The following is a 23,997-nucleotide window of genomic DNA, read 5'->3' as shown; positions in this document are numbered from 1 at the left end:
CAACCCAGTAGCAAAGAATTTAAAAACCCGCCTTCTGGCGGGTTTTTTCGTTTCTACCGTTGCACCTGCGGGTTCACGCAGTTTCTCTCCACCTTTCCGCTAAGGGCGGCAATAAGGTTATCGACCGCGGTGGCCGCCATGTTGTAGCGCGTCTCATGGGTGGCTGAGCCGATGTGGGGCAGGGCAACCACGTTAGGCATTGTCAGCAGCGGGGAGTCCACCGGCAGCGGCTCCTGCTCAAACACGTCCAGACCTGCTGCATGGATCTCACCGTTTTTCAGAGCCTCAATCAGCGCCTTCTCATCCACCACCGGGCCACGACCCGCGTTGATGAAAATGGCGGACGCCTTCATTTTTTCAAACGCCTCTTTACCGATCAGATGACGGGTTTCATCCGTCAGCGGCAGCACCAGGCAGACAAAATCGGCTTCCTGCAGCAGGGCATCCAGCTCGCAGTAACGGGCGTTGAAGCGTTCTTCGGCTTCACTGTGATGGCGACGCGCGTTATACAGAATCGGCATGTTAAAACCAAAATGGGCGCGCTGCGCCAGCGCCAGCCCGATACGCCCCATACCGACAATGCCCAGCGTTTTGCCGTGAACATCCACGCCGAACCAGTCCGGACCAATGCTTTTTGTCCATTCGCCCGCTTTGACGCGCTCAGCCACTTCCACCACGCGACGGGCCGTGGTGAGCATGAGCGCCATCAGCGTATCGGCCACGGTTTCCGTCAGAGCATGCGGGGTATGCATCAGCAGGATTTTGCGGGCGTTAAGCGCATCCACGTCGAAGTTGTCGTAACCCACGGAAACGGTTGAGGTAGCACGAAGCTTCGGCATTTTCTCCAGCAGGGCGACATCTACTTTTTCGCTTGAACCCAGCAGGCCTTCCGCGCTCGCGAACGCGTCGGCGTGCTGTGCCACGGTTTCCGGGCGCAGGTTCTTCACCTGCGTGACGGTGAAGTGCTCTTCAAGGCGTTTCTGCAGATCTTCCGGCAGGGTTTTATACAAAATGACGGACGGCTTCATGCTAATCTCCGTTGATTTTTTTAAGGATTCAGGCGTGGCGAGCGCCGACAGGGTGTTGTTGATTATTAGCAGGCTTAACAATCAGAGTAAGCCATACCGAGGCGAAAAGCGCCACCCCCATAAAGATGTACGATGCGGATGGGCTGCCGGTGGCACCGTTCAGGTAACCGACGAACCAGGAGCCGCAGAACGAACCCAGCGCACCCATGCTGTTAATCAGCGCCATCGCGCCACCCGCCACGTTACGCGGCAGCATCTCGGGGATGATGGCAAAGAACGGTCCGTAAGGGGCGTACATGGCCGCACCGGCAACCACCAGCAGCGTATAAGAGACCCAGAAGTGGTTTACGCCCACGGCCCAGGAGCCAATAAAGGCGAAGGCGGCAATCAGCAGCAGCGGCCAGACAAACAGCTTGCGGTTCTGCAGCTTGTCCGACGCCCAGGAAACGATAATCATCGCGATGGTTGCCGCCAGATACGGTACGGATGACAGCCAGCCTACTTCGACCATGCCGAGGTTTTCACCGCCGCTGCGGATAATGGACGGCAGCCACAGCACAAAGCCGTACACGCCAATGCTCCAGGTAAAGTACTGCGCGCAGAGCAGGATCACGTTACGCGAGCGGAAGGCTTCACCATAGTTACGCACCGCCTTCAGGCCTTGCTGTTCTTTGTCCAGCTGCGCCTGCAGCGCCGCTTTTTCGTCTTCGGAAAGCCATTTCGCCTGGGCTGGTTTATCTTTCACCAGCACCCACCAGCAGAAGGCCCAGATAATTGCCGGTACCCCTTCAATGATAAACATCTCGCGCCAGCCGAAGGACTGGATCAGGTAGCCGGACACCACCGACATCCACAGTACCGTGACCGGGTTACCGAGGATCAGGAAGGTATTCGCGCGCGAGCGCTCAGATTTGGTAAACCAGTTGCTGATGTAGATCAGCATCGCGGGCATAACCGCCGCCTCAACCACGCCGAGGATAAAGCGAATGGCGGCCAGGGCAGGAATATTGTTCACCATGCCGGTCAGCGACGCGCAGGCGCCCCACAGGATCAGACAGATGAAGATCAGCTTACGCACGCTGCGGCGTTCCGCATAGATCGCGCCGGGGATCTGGAAGAAGAAGTAGCCCAGGAAGAAAAGGGCACCCAGCAGGGAGGAGATCCCTTTGGTGATCCCGAGGTCCTCGGTGATCCCTGCGGCGGACGCGAAGCTGAAGTTGGCACGGTCAAGGTACGCCAGGCTGTACGTGATAAACACGATTGGCATGATGTACCACCAGCGTTTTACTGCATTGGTCGAACTGTTCATAGGCTTGCCTCTGTTGTTGAGGTTGTTACCGCCGTTGTCTGTAGGGTACACGGTGGCTTAATTATCTGGTGCGGCTTGCTGCCTCACCCTGGCCCTCTCCCACAGGGAGAGGGAATTTAAACGCCGAGCTGTGCTCGTGTTGGTAATCCTTCGCTGTCGCCCTGCACCTGAATGGCCAGCGAGCCAATCTTGTTGCCTCGCGCGACGGCCTGCGGCAGCGTTTTACCTTCCAGCAGGGCGCTAATCACGCCCACGGCAAAGCCGTCACCTGCGCCGACGGTGTCGACGACGTTCTCGACCTTCACTGCCGCGACCGCGCCCTGCTCGCCGTTGGCCGTTTTAAACCACGCGCCATCGGCACCGGTCTTCAGCACCACCGCTTTTACCCCTTTATTCAGGTAGAAGTCGGCGATGCCTTCCGGCGTGCTTTCGCCGGTCAGGATCATCCCTTCTTTCAGGCCTGGCAGAACCCAGTCCGCCCGGAACGCCAGGCGGTTCAGTTTCTCCACCATTTCCGCTTCGCTTTTCCACAGCACCGGACGCAGGTTGGGGTCGAACGATAGGGTTTTCCCCTGGGCTTTCATGGTGGTCGCTGCATGATCCAGCAGCTCATACGAGCTGGCAGAGAGTGCCGCGGCTACGCCGCTCAGGTGCAGATGACGTGCGGAGGCAAAGTAATCGGCGTGGTAATCCGCGACAGAAAGGTGGCTTGCAGCCGAGCCTTTGCGGAAATACTCCACGATGGGATCGGTTCCATTTTCGACCTTGGATTTAAGCTGAAAACCGGTAGGGAAGCGTCCGTCGAGGGTGACCCCTGCAGCATCAATCCCCTCTTTTTTCAGCGAATCGAGAACGAAATGGCCATAGCTGTCATCCCCCACGCGGCTGACCCAGCCCACGTTCAGGCCGAGACGCGCCAGGCCGGTCGCGACGTTCAGCTCTGCGCCTGCGACGCGTTTGATAAAGTGCTCCACCGCACTCAGTTCGCCCGTTTCGGTGGCAACAAACATGGCCATGGCTTCACCAATCGTGATGACATCCAGCGTCTTGTGCATGGTTTACTCCTCGCGCAGCAGGTTGACGTAATGGCGGGTAACGGCGGTTAAATCCGCCCCTTCCAGCGGGAATTCGATACCGCGCGGGGCATCGGCAGGCAGCTGGCCGAGCAGATCCAGCCAGCGTGCATCGGCGCGGTCCGGTGCGACGGCGCGGAAGTTATCTTTATGCGGCACGGCGGCCTTCACGTGGATATAGCTCACGGCAGGGGCCAGGTGACGCGCGGCCTCTTCAGGGGAGTCGCCCACCCACAGCCAGTTCCCCATATCGAAGGTCAGCGTGACGGGGAGCGCCATTTCCCGACAGGCGGCCTGGAAGCGCTGCATGGGCGCGAGCTGTCCGCAGTCGGTCTGATCGTTCTCCACGACCAGCGCCATGCCGCTGGTATTCAGCAGCGTACGCAGGGCGTCGAGCGGTTGCGTGTCGCTGAAATGGCCCAGGGAAACCTTCAGCCAAAGTGCGTTCAGAGTGTTGGCTTCAGAAAGATAGCGGGGCAGGTCCGGGTTGAGGGTGCCGTCGGGCATAAACAGGGCGGCGGGTGCGGAGTAGCACGCCAGCAGACCCAGCAGCTCAATGGATTCGCCCAGCGCGGGCAGCGCCAGCAGCTCTTCGCTGTTGAACAGTTCCCGGCGGATCTCCACGCCGTCAGCCCCCGCGCCAGCAATAACGGGGAGCATCGCCCGTTGACCGCCCGCCTGTCGCACCTGTTCCGCACCGTACGCGGCGGTGACCACCATAATTTTCCTGCCCATCTTCGGACTCCATCGCAACATATCAATACTATTACGCTAGATGGAACCGGTTCCAAAGAAAAGGTCAGGATGTTGAATTTATGATCGCTATCACAAGGGAAATTTAACGCGCGGTGGAGCCACGAACGATCAGCTCGCCGGAGAAGACCTGCTCGCGAACGGCATCGCTGGTGCCTTCAATACGACGAACGACTTGTTCAACAGCAGCATAGCCAATCTGCCAGGTGGGCTGTTTGAGGGTAGTAATGCCGACGCCAGCCAGCTCCGCCCACTCCAGTTCATCAAACCCCAGCAGACCGATGTCGCTGCCCCAGTGCAGGCCAATGCGCTTGAGCGAGCGGGCAACCTGCAGCGTCAGTGCCCCGTTGGCGGAGATAACCGCTTTGCGCATCCCACGATGGCGCGTATGGAACTGACGCAGGGTGTTGTCAAGCTGCCCGGCTTCGTGAAGCGGCGTTTCGGCATTTTCGGCGATCACGCCGGGATAACGCTCCAGCGTGGCGCGAAATGCGCTCAGGCGTTCACGTCGGGTGTTGACCATCCCCAGCGGTTCACTCAGAAACAGAATGGCCTCGAAGCCCTGTTCAATCAGATGTTCGGTGGCGGTCGTGGCGGCCTGGGTGTTATCCAGCCCGACCACATCGCAGGCAAATTCCGGGATTTTACGGTCGATGAGGACCATGGGCAGGGAGGATTGCTGCAGGCGATTTAAGCCTTCTTCACGCATGCCTACCGCGTTGACCACAATCCCTTCCACCTGATAGCTGCGCAGCAGGTCCAGATAATGCAGCTCCTGGTCGACTTCGTTGTTGGTATTACAGACCAGCGGCGTAAAGCCTTTCTCGCGACAGGCGGCTTCGATACCGCTGAGCACGTTCACGGAGTAGGGGTTGGTGATATCGGCGATGATGAGCCCGATAAGGCGGGTGCGGCCACGTTTGAGCCCGCGCGCCATGAGGCTGGGACGGTAGTCGAGATCGGCAATGGCCTGTTCAATACGCGCCAGCAACGCATCGGACAGCAGGTGTTTCTCGCCGTTAAGGTAGCGCGAAATGCTGGTTTTGCCGGTTTTGGCGGCTTTCGCCACGTCGCTGATGGTGGCCCGGGCTGGTTTGCTCATCGCTGATTTCCCTGAATTTAGTGAGAATACCTTAGCGGGAAAATCGGACGAATCAAGTAATTTGCCCGGTGGCGCTGCGCTTACCGGAGGTTGCGGTCTGATACCCTCACCCCAACCCTCTCCCACGGGAGAGGGCGCAAACACTAAAAACGGCAACGGGGTTGCCGTTTTGCTTTTACCTACTGAATTGGGCTTAACGTAATCTCTACGCGGCGGTTCTGCGCTTTGCCTTCCGCCGTGCTGTTGCTGGCGATAGGGTTGGCAGGGCCCATGCCGCTGGTGCGGATGCGGTTTGCTTCAACGCCCTGGGTAATCAGCGAGCTGGCCACGGAATCGGCGCGCTGCTGGGACAGACGCATGTTCAGATCCTGGCTGCCGGTGCTGTCGGTGTAGCCAATCACGTTCACGGCGGTCTTGTTGTACTCTTTCAGCACCATCGCCACGCCGGTAAGGGTGTTCGCACCCGCGGGTTTCAGCGTTGCGCTGCTGCTGTCAAAGGTCACATTGTTCGGCATATTCAGGATGATGTTATCGCCGCTGCGCGTCACGCTCACGCCGGTTCCCTTCATTTTGTCGCGCAGTTTTGCTTCCTGCACGTCCATGTAATAACCGACGCCGCCGCCCAAGGCCGCGCCCGCCGCTGCGCCAATCAGCGCGCCTTTGCCGCGGTCTTTCTTGGAGGAGGAGAGCGCCCCAACGCCTGCGCCGACCAGCGAGCCGATACCCGCGCCAATGCCGGATTTACCCGCTTCGCGCTCACCGGTGTAAGGGTTGGTTGTGCAGCCAGAAACAGCCAGTGCACCGCTCACCAGAGCGGCAATAACGAGTACGCGTTTTTTCATCTTCTTTCCTTAATCCTTTTTATTCTTTGCCACGGCGAACGTGGCAGTTGATTATGACGTCCAGATACGGAGAAAATTCCGGGTATAACTCTGAAATTTGTGACAAACCATAAACGGTCTCAGCAAGAAGGCCGTAAAACCTGCACGCAACCAGGAGCGCACGCTTGAGCACCTCAACGAAAACCATTCTGACCGCCGCCCACTGGGGGCCGATGCTGGTCGAAACCGATGGCGAAAATGTTCTGTCGTCTCGCGGAGCATTGCCAACACAACATCCCAACTCTTTACAGACCGTCGTTCGCGATCAGGTGCACAGCAAAACACGCGTGCGCTGGCCGATGGTGCGTAAAGGTTTTCTCGCCTCACCTGACAAGCCGCAGGGCATTCGCGGTCAGGATGAGTTTGTTCGCGTGAGCTGGGATGACGCGCTGGCGCTGATCCACACCCAGCACAAGCGCATTCGCGACAGTTACGGTCCGTCGTCCATTTTCGCCGGGTCCTACGGCTGGCGCTCTAACGGGGTGCTGCACAAGGCGTCGACGCTGCTGCAGCGCTATATGAGCCTGGCGGGCGGCTATACCGGTCATCTGGGGGATTACTCCACCGGTGCAGCGCAGGCGATCATGCCGTATGTCGTGGGCGGGAACGAGGTGTACCAGCAGCAGACCAGCTGGCCGCTGGTGCTGGAACATACCGACGTGGTGGTGCTGTGGAGCGCTAACCCTCTTAACACGCTGAAAATTGCCTGGAATGCCAGCGACGAGCAGGGCATTGGCTATTTCGACGCGCTGCGCAAAAGCGGCAAGCGCATCATCTGCATTGACCCGATGCGCTCTGAAACCCTGGATTTCTTCGGCGACAGCGCCGAGTGGATTGCCCCACATATGGGCACCGACGTGGCAATGATGCTGGGTATCGCCCATACCCTGGTGGAAAACGGCTGGCACGATGTCGAATTCCTGACGCGCTGTACCACCGGCTTCGATAAATTCGCCGACTATCTGATGGGTAAAACGGATGGCGTGGCCAAAACGGCAGAGTGGGCAGCAGAGATTTGCGGTGTTTCTGCGCAGAAGCTCCGCGAACTGGCGGCGTTATTCCATAAAAACACCACGATGTTGATGTCCGGCTGGGGGATGCAGCGCCAGCAGTTTGGCGAGCAGAAACACTGGATGCTGGTGACCCTTGCTGCGATGCTGGGGCAGATCGGTACGCCGGGCGGCGGTTTTGGTCTCTCCTATCACTTTGCCAACGGCGGTAACCCCACGCGTAAAGCGGCGGTGCTGGCGTCTCTGCAAGGTTCGGTGCAGGGGGGCGTGGACGCCGTAGATAAAATCCCGGTGGCGCGTATTGTTGAAGCCCTGGAAAATCCGGGCGGTTTTTATCAGCACAATGGTCTCGACCGCCACTTCCCGGATATTAAATTTGTCTGGTGGGCGGGCGGGTCGAACTTCACGCATCATCAGGATACCAACCGCCTGATCCGCGCCTGGCAGAAGCCGGAGCTGGTGGTGATCTCCGAGTGCTTCTGGACCGCCTCGGCGAAACACGCCGATATCGTGCTCCCGGCGACCACCTCGTTTGAGCGTAACGATCTCACCATGACCGGCGACTACAGCAATCAGCATATGGTCCCGATGAAGCGCGTGGTGGCCCCGCGCGATGAGGCGCGTGATGATTTCGACGTGTTTGCTGAACTGAGCGAGCGGTGGGAAGCGGGCGGTCGCGCGCGTTTTACCGAGGGAAAAACCGATCTCGAATGGCTGGAAACCTTCTACCAGATTGCCGGGCAGCGCGGCGCGGCGCAGGGCGTGACGCTCCCGCCATTTACTGAGTTCTGGGAGGCGAACCAGATCGTCGAAATGCCGGAGAGCGAACAGAACGCGAAGTTTGTTCGTTTTGCCGATTTCCGCCGCGATCCGGAGAACCACCCGCTGAAAACCGAGAGCGGCAAGATCGTGATCTACAGCGAGCGCATCGCCAGCTTTGGCTATGCTGACTGCCCGCCGCATCCCACGTGGCTCGAGCCGGACGAATGGCACGGTAACGCCCGGCCGGATCAGCTGCAGGTATTATCTGCCCATCCCGCGCACCGTCTGCACAGCCAGCTTAACTATACCTCCCTGCGCGAGCAGTATGCGGTCGCCGGGCGAGAGCCCATCACGCTGAATACCCTTGATGCGCAAGCGCGCGGGATTGCGGACGGCGACGTGGTGCGCGTCTGGAACGCGCGTGGACAGGTGCTGGCAGGGGCGGTGGTGAGCGACGGGATTAAGCCGGGCGTGATCTGCATTCATCAGGGCGCATGGCCTGACCTTGAGCTCGCCGAAGGCGGTATCTGTAAAAACGGGGCGGTTAACGTGCTGACCAAAGATCTCCCCAGCTCGAAGCTGGGGAATGGTTGCGCAGGGAACACGGCGCTGGCCTGGGTCGAGAAATATACGGGTCCCGAGCTTACCTTAACGGCGTTTGATCCGCCTGCCAGCTCATGATCCACGTCGGGTGTTGGGTGTCATCCTGCCAGGCGCTGTCTTCAATGCGAAAGCCCTGAGCATGGTAGAAATTCACCGCCCGGACATTTTTCTGATACACCTCCAAGGTTAAGTGCGGGAAGCGCTGTTGAACATGGTTCAGCAGCGCGCGCCCGATGCCTTTCCCAATGCATGACGGCGCCACAAACAGGGCGCCGACAAACTGAGACTGCATCACGCTGATAAATCCGCAAGGTTCGCCGTCCTGCTCCCAGACCCAGGTTTCAGCGGACGGCAGATAAACGTCCCGCACCATGGCCTCATTCTCTTTCCAGTAATTCGGCGCGATGAACGGATGCGCTTCCGTGGTGCTTTCCAGCCACAGGCTCAGCAGCGGCGCGGTATTTTCATTTTGCCATTTGCGGATCATGATGGCCTCCCGGATGACAGAAGCAGCCGGTAACGTGGTCGTTGACCAGGCCACAGGCCTGCATAAAGGCGTAGCAGGTGGTGGAGCCGACAAACTTAAAGCCGCGTTTTTTCAGGGCCTTCGAGAGCGCATCCGAGGCCGGAGTGGCGGCCGGAATTTCCGCGAGCGTGGTCGCCTCCGTGACTTGCGGATCGTTATTCACAAACGCCCAGACAAAATCTGAAAATGATTCGCCGTTTTGTTCCATCGCCAGATAAGCGCGTGCGTTACCGATGATGGCCTGGATCTTACCACGATGACGGATGATGCCGGCATCCTGCACCAGTCGCTCGACGTCCTCATCGGTCATCGCGGCGACGGCGACGGGGTCGAACTGGTGGAAAGCGCTGCGGTAATTTTCGCGTTTTTTCAGTACCGTAATCCATGATAACCCCGCCTGCTGGCCCTCCAGGCAGATCATCTCAAAGAGCTTTTTGCCATCCCTTTCCGGCACGCCCCATTCCCGATCGTGATAGTCGATATAAAGCTGATCCTGGCTTACCCAACCGCAACGTTCCATCCGTCATCTCCCTTATTGATACTGATTACGCAAAAATTTCGTTCTGACTGGCTTGACGTGTTTACTATAAAGACAATAGTTAATACAGGGCCATATGCTCTCTAAGCTCTTCCTGAATAACGACAAATATCGCCGAATTCGGCTCTCTCTGGGGTCGCGTTGAAGATGATAAAAAAAATCAGTGGTCGCCATGCTGTGTCTGGCCTGGTGGGGATTTCAGCCTGCCTGTTTTTTTGTAATACAGCGTCTGCCTGGCAACAGGAATATATCGTTTCAGACGCCCAAAATAATACGGCGGAACGCTATACATGGGACGCGGATCACCAACCGCGCTATGAGGATATTCTCGCGGAGCGTATTCAGTCTTCGCAAAATGCGCCGGGTCTTGCTCTGAATATACCGTCTGGCAGCACGACAGAGGGGGCGATGAGCGTAGGCTGGAATTTTCCCGTTTCAGCGCGAATTACCACCGGCCCGGTGGTGGCGTGGCGTTATGACGGCACGGCTCCCATGATGATCAACGAGTTTGGTGATAGCGCGTCGACACAGTCAGTTACGGACCCGCTCTGGCATGCCAGCGTCAGCACGCTGGGGTGGCGCGTTAACACCCAGTACGGCGATCTCCGGCCCTGGGCGCAGATCAGCTATAACCAACAGTTTGGTGAAAACCAGTGGAAATCGCAGTTTGGTATGCCACAAACGCCAGCTCCTGCCCAAATGGCAGCTGGATGGATGTCACCGTGGGAACGGATATTCCCTTTAATACGCACATGGCGGCCTATGCCTCGCTGGCTCAGGGGGAGCATACCACCACCGGTGAGGAGTTTTTATACACCCTCGGCGTCAGCGCCAATTTCTAGCGTTGTTACTTTTTTAAACGTTACGATAACATCTCGAATACAATAACCACGGGCTTTACAGCGATAGCAGATACTAACACGCTGTCGCTTTATTCCCGTGCCAGGTCATTCATTCCCGATTCCAGGCATTTCATTCCGTTCCGCCTGCATTTCATGCCGTTTTACCCCAGGCATATTGAGGTTTTGTTTATCGTTGTCCTCAGCGAATTCCCTCAATTTATCTTGCAGGACAACTGCCATGAACACATCAACCTATAACCGCACTCGCTGGCTCACGCTCTTTGGCACCATCGTCACTCAGTTTGCGCTGGGATCGGTCTATACCTGGAGCCTGTTTAACAGTGCGCTTTCTGACAAACTCGGCGCACCGGTCAGCCAGGTCGCGTTCTCCTTTGGTTTGCTGAGCCTGGGTCTGGCGATTTCATCTTCCGTCGCGGGCAAGCTGCAGGAGCGTTTTGGCGTGAAGCGCGTGACCATGGCGTCCGGCATCCTGCTGGGGCTGGGCTTTTTCCTGACCGCGCATTCCAGCAATCTGATGATGCTCTGGCTGAGTGCGGGCGTGCTGGTGGGACTGGCGGACGGCGCGGGCTATCTGCTGACGCTGTCAAACTGCGTGAAGTGGTTCCCGGAACGTAAAGGCTTAATCTCTGCGTTTGCCATTGGTTCTTATGGTTTGGGCAGCCTCGGGTTCAAATTTATCGATGCCCATCTGCTGGCGTCCGTTGGCCTCGAAAAAACCTTCATGATCTGGGGCGCAATCGTGCTGGTGATGATTCTGTTCGGCGCCACGCTGATGAAGGATGCGCCGCAGCAGGAAGTGAAATCCGTGAATGGCGTGGTGGAGAATGATTTCACTCTCGCGCAGTCGATGCGTAAACCGCAGTACTGGATGCTGGCGGTGATGTTCCTGACGGCCTGCATGAGCGGCCTGTATGTCATCGGCGTCGCGAAAGATATCGCACAGGGGATGGTGAAACTGGATGCAGCCACGGCGGCCAACGCGGTGACCGTCATCTCCATTGCTAACCTCTCCGGTCGTCTGGTCCTCGGTATTCTGTCCGACAAAATCGCCCGCATCCGCGTGATTACGATTGGGCAGGTGGTTTCGCTGGTCGGTATGGCGGCGCTGCTGTTCGCTCCGCTGAATGAAGCCACCTTCTTCGCGGCAATTGCCTGCGTGGCCTTTAACTTCGGCGGCACCATTACCGTCTTCCCGTCACTGGTGAGCGAGTTCTTTGGCCTGAACAATCTGGCGAAAAACTACGGCGTGATCTATCTGGGCTTCGGGATCGGCAGTATCTGCGGCTCGCTGATTGCTTCCCTGTTCGGCGGGTTCTACGTAACCTTCTGCGTGATTTTTGCCTTGCTGATTATCTCCCTGGCGCTGTCAACCACGATTCGCCAGCCGCAACGTGAAGTTTTTAAAGAAGTTCATGCATAATCGCGACGAGAAAGGCCGGTAATCCGGCCTTTTTATTTTCTTAACCTGGAAATAAAGCGATTTTGTCTGTTTTTGGATTTGCTTTTTTGTAAATAACTGTACTGATCACACTCTCTGCTGCCACTTTTCCGCTTCCCTGTGGTCTACTTACCACGCCTGTAGACGTTTCATTGAACGATCCCCTGAGCGTATGTCTAATCTGCCCACTTTTTAATCGAGGTGGGCGGCGGTACTGTCCCTTTTTCCGGGTAGCTTGCATGAAATACATTAAATCGATGGCGCAACAAAAGCTCTGCTTTTTGCTGGCGTTGTACATCGGCCTGTTTATGAACGGCGCAGTTTTTTTCCGTCGGTTTGACGGTTACGCGCATGATTTTACCGTCTGGAAAGGAATTGCAGCGGTTGTCGAATTGGTCGCTGCGGTACTGGTCACCTTCTTTTTATTCCGTATTCTTACCCTGTTTGGCCGTCGCGTGTGGCGAGTGCTGGCAACGTTTATCGTGCTGTGCTCGGCGGGTGCCAGCTATTACATGACTTTTATGAACGTGGTGATTGGCTACGGCATTATTGCCTCGGTGATGACCACGGATATCGACCTCTCTAAAGAGGTTGTGGGGCTGCACTTTATCCTCTGGCTGGTAGCGGTCAGCGCCTTGCCGCTGCTGCTCATCTGGAGCAACCGCTGCCGCTATACCCTTGTTCACCAGATCCGCACGCCCGGAAAGCGATTCAGAAGCGTCGCCGTGGTGCTGCTGGCGGGCCTGATGGTCTGGGGGCCGATTCGTCTGCTGGAGGTGAAGCAGAAGAATGATGAGCGTACCTCCGGCGTGGATATGCCGAGCTACGGTGGCGTGGTTGCCAACTCGTATTTACCGTCTAACTGGATCTCCGCGCTGGGGCTGTATGCGTGGGCGCAGGTGGATGAGTCCTCGGATAATAAGTCGCTGATAAACCCGGCGAAGAAGTTTACCTATGTGGCGCCAAAGGATATCGACGATACCTACGTCGTCTTTATTATCGGAGAGACCACACGCTGGGATCATATGGGCATTCTCGGCTATAACCGTGATACCACGCCTAAACTGGCGCAGGAAAAGAACCTGATTGCCTATCGTGGCTATTCCTGTGATACCGCCACCAAGCTTTCCCTGCGCTGTATGTTTGTGCGCGAGGGCGGGGCGAGCGATAACCCGCAGCGTACGCTAAAAGAGCAAAACGTCTTCTCGGTGCTGCATCAGCTTGGGTTTACCTCCGACCTCTATGCGATGCAGAGTGAGATGTGGTTCTACAGCAACACCATGGCGCAAAACATCTCCTACCGCGAGCAGATTGGCGCAGAGGCGCGCAACCGTGGCAAACCTGTCGATGACATGTTGCTGATTGATGAGATGAAACTCTCACTCAACGGGAACCCTGATGGTAAGCATATGATCATCCTTCATACCAAAGGGTCGCACTTTAACTACACGCAGCGCTATCCGCGCAGCTTTGCCAAATGGACGCCGGAGTGCGTCGGAGTGGATAAAGACTGCACCAAAGCCCAGTTGATTAACTCTTATGACAACTCCGTGATGTATGTGGATCACTTTATTGATTCGGTGATTGACCAGGTTCGCGATAAGAAGGCTATTGTCTTCTATGCGGCGGACCACGGTGAATCTATCAATGAGTTCGAGCATCTGCACGGTACACCACGCAAGATGGCGCCGCCCGAGCAGTTCCGAGTGCCAATGATGGTGTGGATGTCCGATAAGTATCTGGAAGACCCGGAGAAAGCGAAGATGTTTGCCCATCTGAAGAAAGAGGCGGAAATGAAGGTGCCGCGTCGTCACGTTGAGCTGTACGACACCATTATGGGTTGTCTCGGCTACACCTCACCGAACGGTGGGATTAACGAAAACAACAACTGGTGTAAACTCCCTGATAACAGCGCAAAAGCCGCGCAGTAGCTGCTCTGGCGAGAATATCGCCAGTTGAATGGCTTTTTGAAAATAAGGGATTGACGGGGGCGCACCTCAGCAGTAAGATGCGCTCCGCATTCGGCGAGTAGCGCAGCTTGGTAGCGCAACTGGTTTGGGACCAGTGGGTCGGAGGTTCGAATCCTCTCTCGCCGACCACATTCTGAAAAGGGCTAACCGTAAGGTTAGCCCTTTTTGCATTATGGCCTTAGCTCTTCAGAGTAATCAAAACGCCCCTTACGCCCGCTTCTCCCTGCCTGTTAACGATTTTGTGACATAATCCATTGTATTTTTTTATATATAGATTGATCTTTTTTCGCGTTGCTTATGGATAACCTCAGCATTTTTCGCTGTGCGTTTTAACGTTCGCGGTATTTAGTGCTCAGATAATCACCATTCTGCAAGAAAATTTACCCATTCTGAATAAAAGTTAATCACTGATTGTTGCGAAATATGAAGATAGTTGTGCTGCAACATGGCGAGTAGCATAAATTTCCCTGCTGAAAACTGACGCTCATGGTTTTTTTAATCTTTGTTTGCGGTTTCTCACACTCAGCGTAAATCCCCGTCACCTGTATTGACGTTTTCACATTCTGTTGACAGATTGTAGGGCATGAGGGGCATTTCAGGGACGATCTGCGCTGCAACTCAAACGCTCTTCTGAAAGGATTCTCCATCCCTTTAACGCCTTCGGGCACCTCCGACCGGACCGGGTAAAAAATAAATAAAGGTCTGGCGGCGTAACACAACAAAGCAAAACATCACATTGGAGCAGAATAATGAGTATTTCCTTGAAGAAGTCAGGGATGCTGAAGCTTGGTCTGAGCCTGGTGGCTATGACCGTGGCAGCAAGCGTACAGGCAAAAACCCTGGTTTACTGTTCTGAAGGCTCGCCGGAAGGCTTTAACCCACAGCTCTTTACCTCTGGTACGACTTACGACGCAAGCTCTGTACCGATCTATAACCGTCTGGTTGAATTCAAAACCGGCACCACGGAAGTGATTCCGGGTCTGGCCGAGAAGTGGGACGTCAGCGAAGACGGTAAAACCTACACCTTCCACCTGCGCAAGGGCGTGAAGTGGCAGGACAGCAAAGAATTCAAACCAACGCGCGACTTTAACGCCGACGACGTTGTGTTCTCCTTCGACCGTCAGAAAAATGCTCAGAACCCGTACCACAAAGTCTCTGGCGGCAGCTATGAATACTTCGAAGGGATGGGTCTGCCGGATCTGATCTCTGAAGTGAAAAAAGTGGACGATAATACCGTTCAGTTCGTGCTGACGCGTCCGGAAGCACCGTTCCTGGCTGACCTGGCCATGGACTTCGCCTCAATTCTGTCCAAAGAGTACGCGGACAACATGCTGAAAGCCGGTACGCCGGAAAAAGTCGACCTGAACCCAATCGGTACCGGTCCATTCCAGCTGCTGCAGTACCAGAAAGACTCCCGTATTCTGTATAAAGCATTCGAAGGCTACTGGGGCACCAAGCCGAAGATTGATCGTCTGGTCTTCTCCATCACGCCGGATGCGTCAGTACGTTATGCAAAACTGCAGAAAAACGAATGCCAGGTGATGCCATACCCGAACCCGGCTGACATCGCCCGCATGAAGCAGGATAAGAACATCAACCTGCTGGAGCAGGCTGGCCTGAACGTGGGCTATCTCTCCTTCAACACCGAGAAGAAACCGTTTGATGACGTGAAAGTGCGTCAGGCGCTGACCTACGCGGTGAACAAAGAAGCGATTATCAAGGCGGTTTACCAGGGCGCTGGCGTTGCAGCCAAAAACCTGATCCCACCAACCATGTGGGGCTATAACGACGACGTTAAAGATTACTCCTACGATCCTGAGAAAGCGAAAGCGCTGCTGAAAGAAGCGGGCCAGGATAAAGGCTTCACCGTTGAGCTGTGGGCGATGCCGGTACAGCGTCCGTACAACCCGAACGCACGCCGTATGGCAGAAATGGTTCAGGCTGACTGGGCGAAGATTGGCGTACAGGCCAAGATTGTGACCTACGAGTGGGGCGAGTACCTGAAGCGCGCCAAAGCGGGTGAGCACCAGGCAGTGATGATGGGCTGGACCGGTGACAACGGGGATCCGGACAACTTCTTCGCTACCCTGTTCAGCTGTGCTGCAGCGAAAGACGGTTCTAACTACTCTCGCTGGTGCTACAAGCCGTTTGAAGACCTGATCCAGCCGGCGCGTGCGACCGACGATCACAACAAACGTATTGAACTGTACAAGCAGGCGCAGGTTGTTATGCACGATCAGGCTCCGGCGCTGATTGTTGCTCACTCCACCGTGTACGAGCCAGTGCGTAAAGAAGTGAAAGGCTACGTGGTTGATCCACTGGGCAAACACCACTTCGAAAACGTATCGGTTGAATAATTAAAAGCAACGCCAGGCGGCGCTGCGCTTGCACTGGCCTACGGTATGTAGGCCGGGTAAGCGTAGCGCCACCCGGCAGCAGTGCTTAATTCTCTCTCTGAAAGGAGAGGGGATAAGATTTGTGAGCAATACAGACGTCACGCCACTGGTCGTGCGTCATCAGAGAGAATCCGGGTTATGTTGCAGTTCATCCTCCGACGTCTGGGACTTGTTATCCCCACGTTTATCGGTATCACCCTTCTCACTTTTGCCTTCGTCCATATGATCCCCGGCGACCCGGTAATGATTATGGCGGGCGAGCGTGGTATTTCCCCTGAGCGCCATGCACAGCTGCTGGCTGAACTTGGCCTCGATAAGCCAATGTGGCAGCAGTATCTCCACTATATCTGGGGCGTGCTGCACGGTGATTTAGGGATTTCGCTGAAAAGCCGTCTTCCGGTGTGGGACGAGTTCGTGCCGCGTTTTAAAGCGACGCTGGAGCTTGGCGTCTGCGCCATGATTTTCGCCACCGCGGTGGGTATTCCTGTCGGGGTACTGGCTGCCGTTAAGCGTGGCTCTATTTTTGACCACACCGCCGTGGGCCTGGCGCTGACCGGCTACTCCATGCCTATCTTCTGGTGGGGCATGATGCTGATCATGCTGGTCTCGGTGCAGCTTAACCTGACACCGGTCTCCGGGCGCGTCAGCGATATGGTATTCCTGGATGACTCCAACCCGCTCACCGGCTTTATGCTGATTGATACGGCTATCTGGGGCGAAGAGGGCAACTTCATGGATGCCGTCGCGCATATGATCCTGCCTGCCATGGTGCTGGGCACCATTCCTCTGGCGGTGATCGTGCGTATGACCCGTTCATCGATGCTGGAAGTGCTGGGTGAGGATTATATCCGCACCGCGCGCGCCAAGGGCCTGACGCGTATGCGCGTTATCATCGTCCATGCGCTGCGTAACGCCATGCTGCCGGTGGTGACCGTTATCGGTCTCCAGGTGGGGACATTGCTGGCGGGGGCGATCCTGACCGAAACCATCTTCTCCTGGCCGGGCCTGGGTCGCTGGCTGATTGACGCGCTGCAACGCCGTGACTATCCGGTGGTGCAGGGCGGTGTGCTGCTGGTCGCGACGATGATTATCCTCGTCAACCTGCTGGTCGATTTGCTGTACGGCGTGGTGAACCCGCGTATTCGTCATAAGAAGTAAGGGGCCATCATGTCACAGGTTTCTGAAAACAAAGTTGTTGCTGCACCGGTTCCGATGACGCCGATGCAGGAGTTCTGGCACTACTTCAAGCGCAACAAAGGCGCGGTGGTGGGGCTGGTGTATGTCGCTATCATGATCCTGATTGCGGTGTTTGCGAACGTCCTCGCGCCGTATAACCCGGCGGATCAGTTCCGCGATGCGCTGCTCGCCCCGCCTGCCTGGCAGGATGGCGGTAGCCTGGCGCACCTGCTGGGGACCGATGATGTTGGCCGCGATGTGCTGTCGCGTCTGATGTACGGTGCGCGCCTGTCGCTGCTGGTCGGCTGCCTGGTGGTGGTGTTATCCCTGATTATGGGGATCGTACTGGGTCTGGTTGCCGGCTACTTCGGCGGTATCGTTGATAACATCATCATGCGTATCGTCGACATCATGCTGGCGCTGCCAAGCCTGCTGCTGGCCCTGGTGCTGGTGGCGATCTTCGGTCCGTCGATCGGTAACGCCGCCCTGGCGCTGACGTTCGTGGCGCTTCCTCACTATGTGCGTTTAACCCGTGCGGCGGTGCTGGTGGAAGTGAACCGCGATTACGTCACCGCCTCTCGCGTGGCGGGTGCCGGTGCGATGCGCCAGATGTTCGTCAATATCTTCCCGAACTGCCTTGCGCCGCTGATCGTTCAGGCGTCGCTCGGTTTCTCTAACGCCATTCTTGATATGGCCGCTCTTGGCTTCCTGGGCATGGGTGCGCAGCCGCCAACACCGGAGTGGGGCACCATGCTCTCCGACGTGTTGCAGTTCGCACAAAGCGCCTGGTGGGTTGTCACCTTCCCGGGTCTGGCAATCCTGCTGACGGTGCTGGCATTTAACCTGATGGGTGATGGCCTGCGTGATGCGCTTGATCCCAAACTGAAGCAGTAAGAGGCACGAGATGGCGTTATTAAATGTAGATAAATTATCGGTGCACTTCGGCGATGAAGGCACCCCGTTTCGCGCCGTGGACCGCATCAGCTACAGCGTAAATCAGGGCGAAGTGGTTGGCATTGTCGGGGAGTCCGGTTCCGGTAAGTCAGTGAGCTCACTGGCGATCATGGGGCTGATTGATTACCCGGGCCGCGTGATGGCGGAAAACCTGCAGTTCAACGGTCAGGACCTGAAGCGCATTTCTGAGAAACAGCGCCGCCAGCTGGTGGGTGCGGAAGTGGCGATGATTTTCCAGGATCCGATGACCAGCCTGAACCCGTGCTACACCGTCGGTTTCCAGATTATGGAAGCAATCAAGGTGCACCAGGGCGGGAATAAGAAAACGCGTCGTCAGCGGGCGATCGATCTGCTGAACCAGGTGGGCATTCCTGACCCGGCATCGCGTCTGGACGTTTACCCGCACCAGCTTTCAGGCGGGATGAGCCAGCGCGTGATGATCGCCATGGCGATTGCCTGTCGGCCAAAGCTGCTGATTGCGGATGAACCGACGACGGCGCTGGATGTGACCATCCAGGCACAGATCATCGAGCTGCTGCTGGAGCTGCAGCAGAAAGAGAACATGGCGCTGGTGCTGATTACGCACGATCTGGCGCTGGTGGCCGAAGCCGCGCACAAAATCATCGTGATGTATGCCGGCCAGGTGGTCGAGACCGGAAATTCACACGATATCTTCCGCGCGCCGCGTCATCCGTATACCCAGGCGCTTTTACGCGCGCTGCCGGAGTTTGCTCAGGATAAAGCGCGTCTGGCGTCGCTGCCGGGTGTGGTGCCGGGCAAATATGACCGTCCGCAGGGCTGTCTGCTCAATCCGCGCTGTCCGTATGCGACGGACAAATGCCGGGCGGAAGAACCAGAGCTGAACCAGCTGGCTGACGGTCGTCAGTCGAAATGCCACTACCCACTCGATGATGCCGGGAGGCCAACACTATGAGTACGCAACAGGCCACCACGCAACAGCCGCTGTTGCAGGCCATCGACCTGAAAAAATATTACCCGGTGAAGAAGGGGCTGTTTGCCCCTGAACGCCTGGTGAAAGCGCTGGACGGCGTCTCCTTTAACCTCGAACGCGGTAAAACGCTGGCGGTGGTGGGGGAGTCCGGCTGCGGGAAATCCACGCTGGGCCGTCTGCTGACGATGATTGAAGTGCCGACCGGCGGCGAGCTCTATTATCAGGGGCAGGATCTGCTCAAGCACGACCCGCAGGCGCAGAAGCTGCGTCGCCAGAAAATCCAGATTGTGTTCCAGAACCCGTATGGTTCGCTGAACCCGCGTAAAAAGGTGGGGCAGATTCTGGAAGAGCCGCTGCTGATTAACAGCAATCTCAGCAAAGAGCAGCGCCGTGAAAAAGCGCTGGCGATGATGGCGAAGGTCGGCCTCAAAACCGAGCACTATGACCGCTACCCGCACATGTTCTCCGGCGGCCAGCGCCAGCGTATCGCCATCGCGCGCGGTCTGATGCTTGACCCGGACGTGGTGATTGCCGATGAACCTGTTTCAGCGCTCGACGTCTCCGTGCGGGCGCAGGTGCTGAACCTGATGATGGATCTCCAGCAGGAGCTGGGGCTCTCCTACGTGTTCATCTCCCACGACCTGTCGGTGGTGGAGCATATTGCCGATGAAGTGATGGTGATGTACCTGGGGCGCTGCGTGGAGAAGGGGACCAAAGACCAGATCTTTAATAACCCTCGTCACCCGTACACCCAGGCGCTGCTGTCTGCGACGCCGCGTCTGAACCCGGACGATCGTCGTGAGCGCATAAAGCTGACGGGAGAGCTGCCAAGCCCGCTGAATCCGCCGCCGGGATGTGCATTCAACGCCCGCTGCAGCCGCCGCTTTGGCCCCTGCACCCAGCTACAGCCGCAGCTGAAGGAGTATGGTGGTCAGCTGGTGGCCTGCTTCGCGGTCGATCAGGATGAAAATGGCGAGAAGCCACACGCATAATGAAAAAAAACCGGCGCTAAGCCGGTTTTTTTATGTCTGCTTTATTATTTCCGCAGGCGAATCTGGTCGACGGCGTGCTTCTCGCTCTTGGTGAGGATCAGGCTCGCACGCTCGCGCGTCGGCAGGATGTTCTCTTTAAGATTCACATAGTTGATCTCATTCCATAGCCCCGTCGCCACATTGATCGCTTCTTCTTCAGAAAGCTGAGCATAGTGGTGGAAATAGGAATCCGGATCGGTGAATGCCCCTTCACGGAACTTCAGGAAGCGGTTGATGTACCAGTTCTGCAGCAGGTCTTCCGGCGCATCGACATAAATAGAGAAATCGACGAAATCTGAGACAAAGACGTGATGCGGATCGTGAGGATAGTCCATGCCGCTTTGCAGCACGTTGAGACCTTCCAGAATGAGAATATCCGGCTGGACCACCGTCTTATCCCCACCCGGGATGCGATCGTAGATCAGGTGCGAATAGACCGGCGCCGTCACGTGAGGCACGCCGGATTTCAGATCGGAGACAAATTTTACCAGACGGTGCATATCATAAGAGAGCGGGAAGCCTTTCTTCTTCATCAGCCCGCGTTCTTTTAATACTTCGTTCGGATGCAGGAAGCCGTCGGTCGTGATCAGCTCCACGCTGCGGTGTTCCGGCCAGCGGCTCAACAGTGCCTGCAGGACGCGTGCGGTGGTGCTTTTACCCACGGCCACGCTGCCTGCGATACTGATGATATAAGGAATGCGTTGACCGTTCGTCCCGAGAAACTGCTCCAGCACCGCCTGACGACGCAGGTTCGAGCTGATATAGAAGTTAAGCAAGCGCGAGAGGGGGAGATAAATTTCTGCCACTTCTTCAAGGGACAGATCTTCGTTTATCCCTTTTAACCGTGCGATTTCACCTTCCGTCAGCGTCATAGGGACGGAATCACGCAGGGCAGCCCACTGGCTGCGGTTAAAGTGAAGATAAGGCGTCATTAACGTTTGCTCTTTTTTGCTCATAAGCATGCTTCAGTGAGCCAGCATTAAACTGCCGGATCGTGGCTCATCACACAGTTAATTTTGGACAATGGGCAGGAGGTTAACACCAGATGACAGGAATAATAAGAAAAAAGATGGAAAGCGCTGCGTTACGCGGAGGCCGTCACGCTACGGTGTTTACAGTGCAAATACCCCTTACATGTTGATTATTTGACCGTGAATGACTACTTTTACAGCGCTCAACACGCTGTTAGCATAAAATGTGAGCGAAAGAACGTTTTATGCAAATTTTTAGTTGCATGACCGCGCAGGTATCCATAGAATGCGCGCTACTTGATGCCGACTTAGCTCAGTAGGTAGAGCAACTGACTTGTAATCAGTAGGTCACCAGTTCGATTCCGGTAGTCGGCACCATCAAGTCCGGTGGGGTTCCCGAGCGGCCAAAGGGAGCAGACTGTAAATCTGCCGTCACAGACTTCGAAGGTTCGAATCCTTCCCCCACCACCACTTTCTGGCAGCGTAAATGCCGCCGGAGCTGGTTGGAAAAATTAGCCAGCTCAAACTGAAAAAGAGAGAAATCTCTTTTTTTGTTACAGAAAGAACTGGGTAGCCGAGTTTCAGGATGCGGGCATCGTATAATGGCTATTACCTCAGCCTTCCAAGCTGATGATGCGGGTTCGATTCCCGCTGCCCGCTCCAATACGTGCTGATATGGCTCAGTTGGTAGAGCGCACCCTTGGTAAGGGTGAGGTCCCCAGTTCGACTCTGGGTATCAGCACCACTTCACTTCTCCTTCCCGTTTCTCTCTGTTTCAATTTTACTGTATTCAACAATTCAGGCATTTCGCCTGGTTGATGTGGTGATATCACCGATTTATCCGTGTCTTAGAGGGACAATCGATGTCTAAAGAAAAGTTTGAACGTACAAAACCGCACGTTAACGTCGGTACTATCGGCCACGTTGACCATGGTAAAACAACGCTGACCGCTGCAATCACTACCGTTCTGGCAAAAACCTACGGTGGTTCTGCTCGTGCATTCGACCAGATCGATAACGCACCAGAAGAAAAAGCTCGTGGTATCACCATCAACACCTCTCACGTTGAGTACGACACCCCGACTCGCCACTACGCACACGTAGACTGCCCAGGCCACGCCGACTATGTTAAAAACATGATCACCGGTGCTGCGCAGATGGACGGCGCGATCCTGGTTGTTGCTGCGACTGACGGCCCAATGCCTCAGACTCGTGAGCACATCCTGCTGGGTCGTCAGGTAGGCGTTCCTTACATCATCGTGTTCCTGAACAAATGCGACATGGTTGATGACGAAGAGCTGCTGGAACTGGTAGAGATGGAAGTTCGTGAACTGCTGTCTCAGTACGATTTCCCGGGCGACGATACCCCAATCGTTCGTGGTTCTGCTCTGAAAGCGCTGGAAGGCGACGCAGAGTGGGAAGCGAAAATCATCGAACTGGCTGGCTTCCTGGATTCTTACATCCCAGAACCAGAGCGTGCGATTGACAAGCCATTCCTGCTGCCAATCGAAGACGTATTCTCCATCTCCGGTCGTGGTACCGTTGTTACCGGTCGTGTAGAGCGCGGTATCATCAAAGTTGGTGAAGAAGTTGAAATCGTTGGTATCAAAGAGACTGCGAAGTCTACCTGTACTGGCGTTGAAATGTTCCGCAAACTGCTGGACGAAGGCCGTGCTGGTGAGAACGTTGGTGTTCTGCTGCGTGGTATCAAACGTGAAGAAATCGAACGTGGTCAGGTTCTGGCGAAGCCAGGCTCAATCAAGCCACACACCAAGTTCGAATCTGAAGTGTACATCCTGTCCAAAGACGAAGGCGGCCGTCATACTCCGTTCTTCAAAGGCTACCGTCCACAGTTCTACTTCCGTACTACTGACGTGACCGGTACCATCGAACTGCCAGAAGGCGTTGAGATGGTAATGCCAGGCGACAACATCAAGATGGTTGTGACGCTGATCCACCCAATCGCGATGGACGACGGTCTGCGTTTCGCAATCCGTGAAGGTGGCCGTACCGTTGGCGCGGGCGTGGTTGCTAAAGTTCTCGGCTAATTGCTGATAACATTTGACGCAATGCGCAATAAAAGGGCATCATTTGATGCCCTTTTTGCACGCTTTCACGTCAGAACCTGGCTCATCAGTGATTATTTTTGTCATAATCATTGCTGAGACAGGCTCTGCAGAGAGCGTATAATTCGAAAAGCGAATTAGCATTTCGATTTGGTTTGCCTCGCAATCGCGGGGTGAAAATGTTTGTAGAATACTTCTGACAGGTTGGTTTATGAGTGCGAATACCGAAGCTCAAGGGAGCGGGCGCGGCCTGGAAGCGATGAAATGGGTAGTAGTAGCCGTTCTGCTGATCGTAGCGATTGTCGGCAACTACCTTTATCGTGACATGATGCTGCCGCTACGCGCGCTTGCAGTGGTAATTCTGATTGCTGCAGCGGGTGGTGTCGCGCTGTTGACGACGAAAGGCAAAGCGACCGTCGCTTTTGCTCGCGAAGCGCGTACCGAAGTCCGTAAGGTAATTTGGCCGACTCGCCAGGAAACATTGCACACCACGCTGATCGTAGCGGCGGTTACCGCTGTAATGTCACTGATCCTGTGGGGACTGGATGGTATTCTGGTTCGCCTGGTATCCTTTATCACTGGCCTGAGGTTCTGA

The 23,997-nt window shown here is 56.0% G+C and carries 19 protein-coding genes, 5 tRNA genes and 1 pseudogene; 16 read left to right on the top strand and 9 right to left on the bottom strand.

Going from position 1 to position 23,997, the window contains the following annotated elements; translation table 11 throughout:
* Window positions 1–53 precede the first annotated feature (53 nt).
* The 6 genes from ghrB to FHC48_RS11660 form a co-directional block, all read right to left on the bottom strand.
* Entirely contained in the window at window positions 54–1,028 is a 975-nt protein-coding gene (ghrB, locus tag FHC48_RS11685; RefSeq protein WP_023345234.1) for a glyoxylate/hydroxypyruvate reductase GhrB, read from the bottom strand.
* A 28-nt stretch (window positions 1,029–1,056) separates the two neighbouring features.
* Window positions 1,057–2,337: an MFS transporter gene (locus tag FHC48_RS11680; protein ID WP_023294841.1), complete on the bottom strand. Its 1,281-nt coding sequence runs from the start codon at window positions 2,335–2,337 to the stop codon at window positions 1,057–1,059.
* 116 nt (window positions 2,338–2,453) lie between these two features.
* Window positions 2,454–3,392 carry a sugar kinase gene (locus tag FHC48_RS11675; RefSeq protein WP_059364279.1) on the bottom strand — a complete coding sequence of 313 codons (939 nt, stop codon included), beginning with the start codon at window positions 3,390–3,392 and terminating at the stop codon, window positions 2,454–2,456.
* Window positions 3,393–3,395: 3 nt separating this feature from the next.
* Window positions 3,396–4,145 (bottom strand): sugar phosphate isomerase/epimerase, encoded by a 750-nt coding sequence (locus FHC48_RS11670; protein WP_032635477.1) that lies wholly within the window; start codon window positions 4,143–4,145, stop codon window positions 3,396–3,398.
* A gap of 103 nt (window positions 4,146–4,248) precedes the next feature.
* The gene (locus FHC48_RS11665) at window positions 4,249–5,265 is read right to left on the bottom strand and encodes a LacI family DNA-binding transcriptional regulator (RefSeq protein WP_008502761.1); all 1,017 of its coding nucleotides are present in this window, start codon (window positions 5,263–5,265) and stop codon (window positions 4,249–4,251) included.
* A gap of 179 nt (window positions 5,266–5,444) precedes the next feature.
* A complete protein-coding gene (locus FHC48_RS11660) occupies window positions 5,445–6,107 on the bottom strand; it encodes an OmpA family lipoprotein (RefSeq protein ID WP_008502762.1) in 663 nt (220 codons plus the stop codon).
* 212 nt (window positions 6,108–6,319) lie between these two features.
* On the opposite strand from FHC48_RS11660, the gene FHC48_RS11655 reads away from it, so the two are divergent.
* Window positions 6,320–8,599, top strand: a complete 2,280-nt coding sequence (locus FHC48_RS11655; protein ID WP_248275345.1) for a molybdopterin guanine dinucleotide-containing S/N-oxide reductase — start codon at window positions 6,320–6,322, stop codon at window positions 8,597–8,599.
* Here the strand turns inward: FHC48_RS11655 and FHC48_RS11650 are convergent.
* Both FHC48_RS11650 and tag read right to left on the bottom strand, forming a co-directional pair.
* The gene (locus FHC48_RS11650; protein ID WP_008502764.1) at window positions 8,562–9,008 is read right to left on the bottom strand and encodes an N-acetyltransferase; all 447 of its coding nucleotides are present in this window, start codon (window positions 9,006–9,008) and stop codon (window positions 8,562–8,564) included. The genes FHC48_RS11655 and FHC48_RS11650 overlap by 38 nt on opposite strands.
* Window positions 8,986–9,567, bottom strand: coding sequence for a DNA-3-methyladenine glycosylase I (gene tag, locus FHC48_RS11645; RefSeq protein ID WP_059364281.1), 582 nt, complete (start codon window positions 9,565–9,567; stop codon window positions 8,986–8,988). Before tag ends, FHC48_RS11650 begins: the two co-directional genes overlap by 23 nt.
* A gap of 165 nt (window positions 9,568–9,732) precedes the next feature.
* Between tag and FHC48_RS11640 the strand changes: the two are divergent.
* The 9 genes and pseudogenes from FHC48_RS11640 (at window position 9,733) to dppF (ending at window position 20,326) form a co-directional block, all read left to right on the top strand.
* Window positions 9,733–10,427 (top strand): annotated as a pseudogene (locus FHC48_RS11640) (autotransporter domain-containing protein).
* A 238-nt stretch (window positions 10,428–10,665) separates the two neighbouring features.
* Window positions 10,666–11,868 carry an MFS transporter gene (locus tag FHC48_RS11635; RefSeq protein ID WP_008502767.1) on the top strand — a complete coding sequence of 401 codons (1,203 nt, stop codon included), beginning with the start codon at window positions 10,666–10,668 and terminating at the stop codon, window positions 11,866–11,868.
* A 257-nt stretch (window positions 11,869–12,125) separates the two neighbouring features.
* Complete coding sequence (eptB, locus tag FHC48_RS11630) at window positions 12,126–13,817, top strand: kdo(2)-lipid A phosphoethanolamine 7''-transferase (protein ID WP_008502768.1); 1,692 nt, start codon at window positions 12,126–12,128, stop codon at window positions 13,815–13,817.
* Between the two features lie 91 nt (window positions 13,818–13,908).
* A tRNA-Pro gene (locus tag FHC48_RS11625) sits at window positions 13,909–13,985 on the top strand.
* 620 nt (window positions 13,986–14,605) lie between these two features.
* Window positions 14,606–16,213 carry a dipeptide ABC transporter periplasmic-binding protein DppA gene (dppA, locus tag FHC48_RS11620; RefSeq protein WP_008502769.1) on the top strand — a complete coding sequence of 536 codons (1,608 nt, stop codon included), beginning with the start codon at window positions 14,606–14,608 and terminating at the stop codon, window positions 16,211–16,213.
* A gap of 177 nt (window positions 16,214–16,390) precedes the next feature.
* Window positions 16,391–17,410: a dipeptide ABC transporter permease DppB gene (gene dppB / locus FHC48_RS11615; protein ID WP_008502770.1), complete on the top strand. Its 1,020-nt coding sequence runs from the start codon at window positions 16,391–16,393 to the stop codon at window positions 17,408–17,410.
* A 9-nt stretch (window positions 17,411–17,419) separates the two neighbouring features.
* Window positions 17,420–18,322, top strand: coding sequence for a dipeptide ABC transporter permease DppC (gene dppC, locus FHC48_RS11610; protein WP_008502771.1), 903 nt, complete (start codon window positions 17,420–17,422; stop codon window positions 18,320–18,322).
* A gap of 10 nt (window positions 18,323–18,332) precedes the next feature.
* Window positions 18,333–19,316 carry a dipeptide ABC transporter ATP-binding protein gene (dppD, locus tag FHC48_RS11605; protein WP_008502772.1) on the top strand — a complete coding sequence of 328 codons (984 nt, stop codon included), beginning with the start codon at window positions 18,333–18,335 and terminating at the stop codon, window positions 19,314–19,316.
* Window positions 19,313–20,326, top strand: a complete 1,014-nt coding sequence (gene dppF, locus FHC48_RS11600) for a dipeptide ABC transporter ATP-binding subunit DppF (protein ID WP_008502773.1) — start codon at window positions 19,313–19,315, stop codon at window positions 20,324–20,326. Before dppD ends, dppF begins: the two co-directional genes overlap by 4 nt.
* Window positions 20,327–20,370: 44 nt before the next feature.
* Here the strand turns inward: dppF and coaA are convergent, their stop codons facing one another.
* A complete protein-coding gene (gene coaA / locus FHC48_RS11595; protein WP_021242480.1) occupies window positions 20,371–21,321 on the bottom strand; it encodes a type I pantothenate kinase in 951 nt (316 codons plus the stop codon).
* A 317-nt stretch (window positions 21,322–21,638) separates the two neighbouring features.
* Here coaA and FHC48_RS11590 point away from each other — a divergent pair.
* The 6 genes from FHC48_RS11590 (at window position 21,639) to secE (ending at window position 23,997) form a co-directional block, all read left to right on the top strand.
* Window positions 21,639–21,714: transfer RNA gene (locus FHC48_RS11590), tRNA-Thr, on the top strand.
* Window positions 21,715–21,722: 8 nt separating this feature from the next.
* A tRNA-Tyr gene (locus tag FHC48_RS11585) sits at window positions 21,723–21,807 on the top strand.
* A gap of 117 nt (window positions 21,808–21,924) precedes the next feature.
* Window positions 21,925–21,999: transfer RNA gene (locus FHC48_RS11580), tRNA-Gly, on the top strand.
* A gap of 6 nt (window positions 22,000–22,005) precedes the next feature.
* A tRNA-Thr gene (locus FHC48_RS11575) sits at window positions 22,006–22,081 on the top strand.
* Window positions 22,082–22,199: 118 nt separating this feature from the next.
* On the top strand, window positions 22,200–23,384 hold the full coding sequence (gene tuf, locus FHC48_RS11570) for an elongation factor Tu (RefSeq protein ID WP_014830236.1): 1,185 nt from the start codon (window positions 22,200–22,202) through the stop codon (window positions 23,382–23,384).
* 229 nt (window positions 23,385–23,613) lie between these two features.
* Window positions 23,614–23,997 (top strand): preprotein translocase subunit SecE, encoded by a 384-nt coding sequence (gene secE, locus FHC48_RS11565; RefSeq protein ID WP_003862342.1) that lies wholly within the window; start codon window positions 23,614–23,616, stop codon window positions 23,995–23,997.

It is taken from the genome of Enterobacter sp. EC_50, assembly GCF_019584525.1.
Taxonomy (GTDB): Bacteria; Pseudomonadota; Gammaproteobacteria; order Enterobacterales; family Enterobacteriaceae; genus Enterobacter; species Enterobacter roggenkampii.
Note: the sequence above shows the minus strand (reverse complement) of the source record. Positions and strands in the feature narration are given on the sequence as shown.

Bases quoted from the DNA above. Each gene is read 5' to 3' on its own strand.
- ghrB (WP_023345234.1), bottom strand. From the start codon at position 1,028: ATGAAGCCGTCCGTCATTTTGTATAAAACCCTGCCGGAAGATCTGCAG.
- FHC48_RS11680 (WP_023294841.1), bottom strand. From the start codon at position 2,337: ATGAACAGTTCGACCAATGCAGTAAAACGCTGGTGGTACATCATGCCA.
- FHC48_RS11675 (WP_059364279.1), bottom strand. From the start codon at position 3,392: ATGCACAAGACGCTGGATGTCATCACGATTGGTGAAGCCATGGCCATG.
- FHC48_RS11670 (WP_032635477.1), bottom strand. From the start codon at position 4,145: ATGGGCAGGAAAATTATGGTGGTCACCGCCGCGTACGGTGCGGAACAG.
- FHC48_RS11665 (WP_008502761.1), bottom strand. From the start codon at position 5,265: ATGAGCAAACCAGCCCGGGCCACCATCAGCGACGTGGCGAAAGCCGCC.
- FHC48_RS11660 (WP_008502762.1), bottom strand. From the start codon at position 6,107: ATGAAAAAACGCGTACTCGTTATTGCCGCTCTGGTGAGCGGTGCACTG.
- FHC48_RS11655 (WP_248275345.1), top strand. From the start codon at position 6,320: ATGCTGGTCGAAACCGATGGCGAAAATGTTCTGTCGTCTCGCGGAGCA.
- FHC48_RS11650 (WP_008502764.1), bottom strand. From the start codon at position 9,008: ATGATCCGCAAATGGCAAAATGAAAATACCGCGCCGCTGCTGAGCCTG.
- tag (WP_059364281.1), bottom strand. From the start codon at position 9,567: ATGGAACGTTGCGGTTGGGTAAGCCAGGATCAGCTTTATATCGACTAT.
- FHC48_RS11635 (WP_008502767.1), top strand. From the start codon at position 10,666: ATGAACACATCAACCTATAACCGCACTCGCTGGCTCACGCTCTTTGGC.
- eptB (WP_008502768.1), top strand. From the start codon at position 12,126: ATGAAATACATTAAATCGATGGCGCAACAAAAGCTCTGCTTTTTGCTG.
- dppA (WP_008502769.1), top strand. From the start codon at position 14,606: ATGAGTATTTCCTTGAAGAAGTCAGGGATGCTGAAGCTTGGTCTGAGC.
- dppB (WP_008502770.1), top strand. From the start codon at position 16,391: ATGTTGCAGTTCATCCTCCGACGTCTGGGACTTGTTATCCCCACGTTT.
- dppC (WP_008502771.1), top strand. From the start codon at position 17,420: ATGTCACAGGTTTCTGAAAACAAAGTTGTTGCTGCACCGGTTCCGATG.
- dppD (WP_008502772.1), top strand. From the start codon at position 18,333: ATGGCGTTATTAAATGTAGATAAATTATCGGTGCACTTCGGCGATGAA.
- dppF (WP_008502773.1), top strand. From the start codon at position 19,313: ATGAGTACGCAACAGGCCACCACGCAACAGCCGCTGTTGCAGGCCATC.
- coaA (WP_021242480.1), bottom strand. From the start codon at position 21,321: ATGAGCAAAAAAGAGCAAACGTTAATGACGCCTTATCTTCACTTTAAC.
- tuf (WP_014830236.1), top strand. From the start codon at position 22,200: ATGTCTAAAGAAAAGTTTGAACGTACAAAACCGCACGTTAACGTCGGT.
- secE (WP_003862342.1), top strand. From the start codon at position 23,614: ATGAGTGCGAATACCGAAGCTCAAGGGAGCGGGCGCGGCCTGGAAGCG.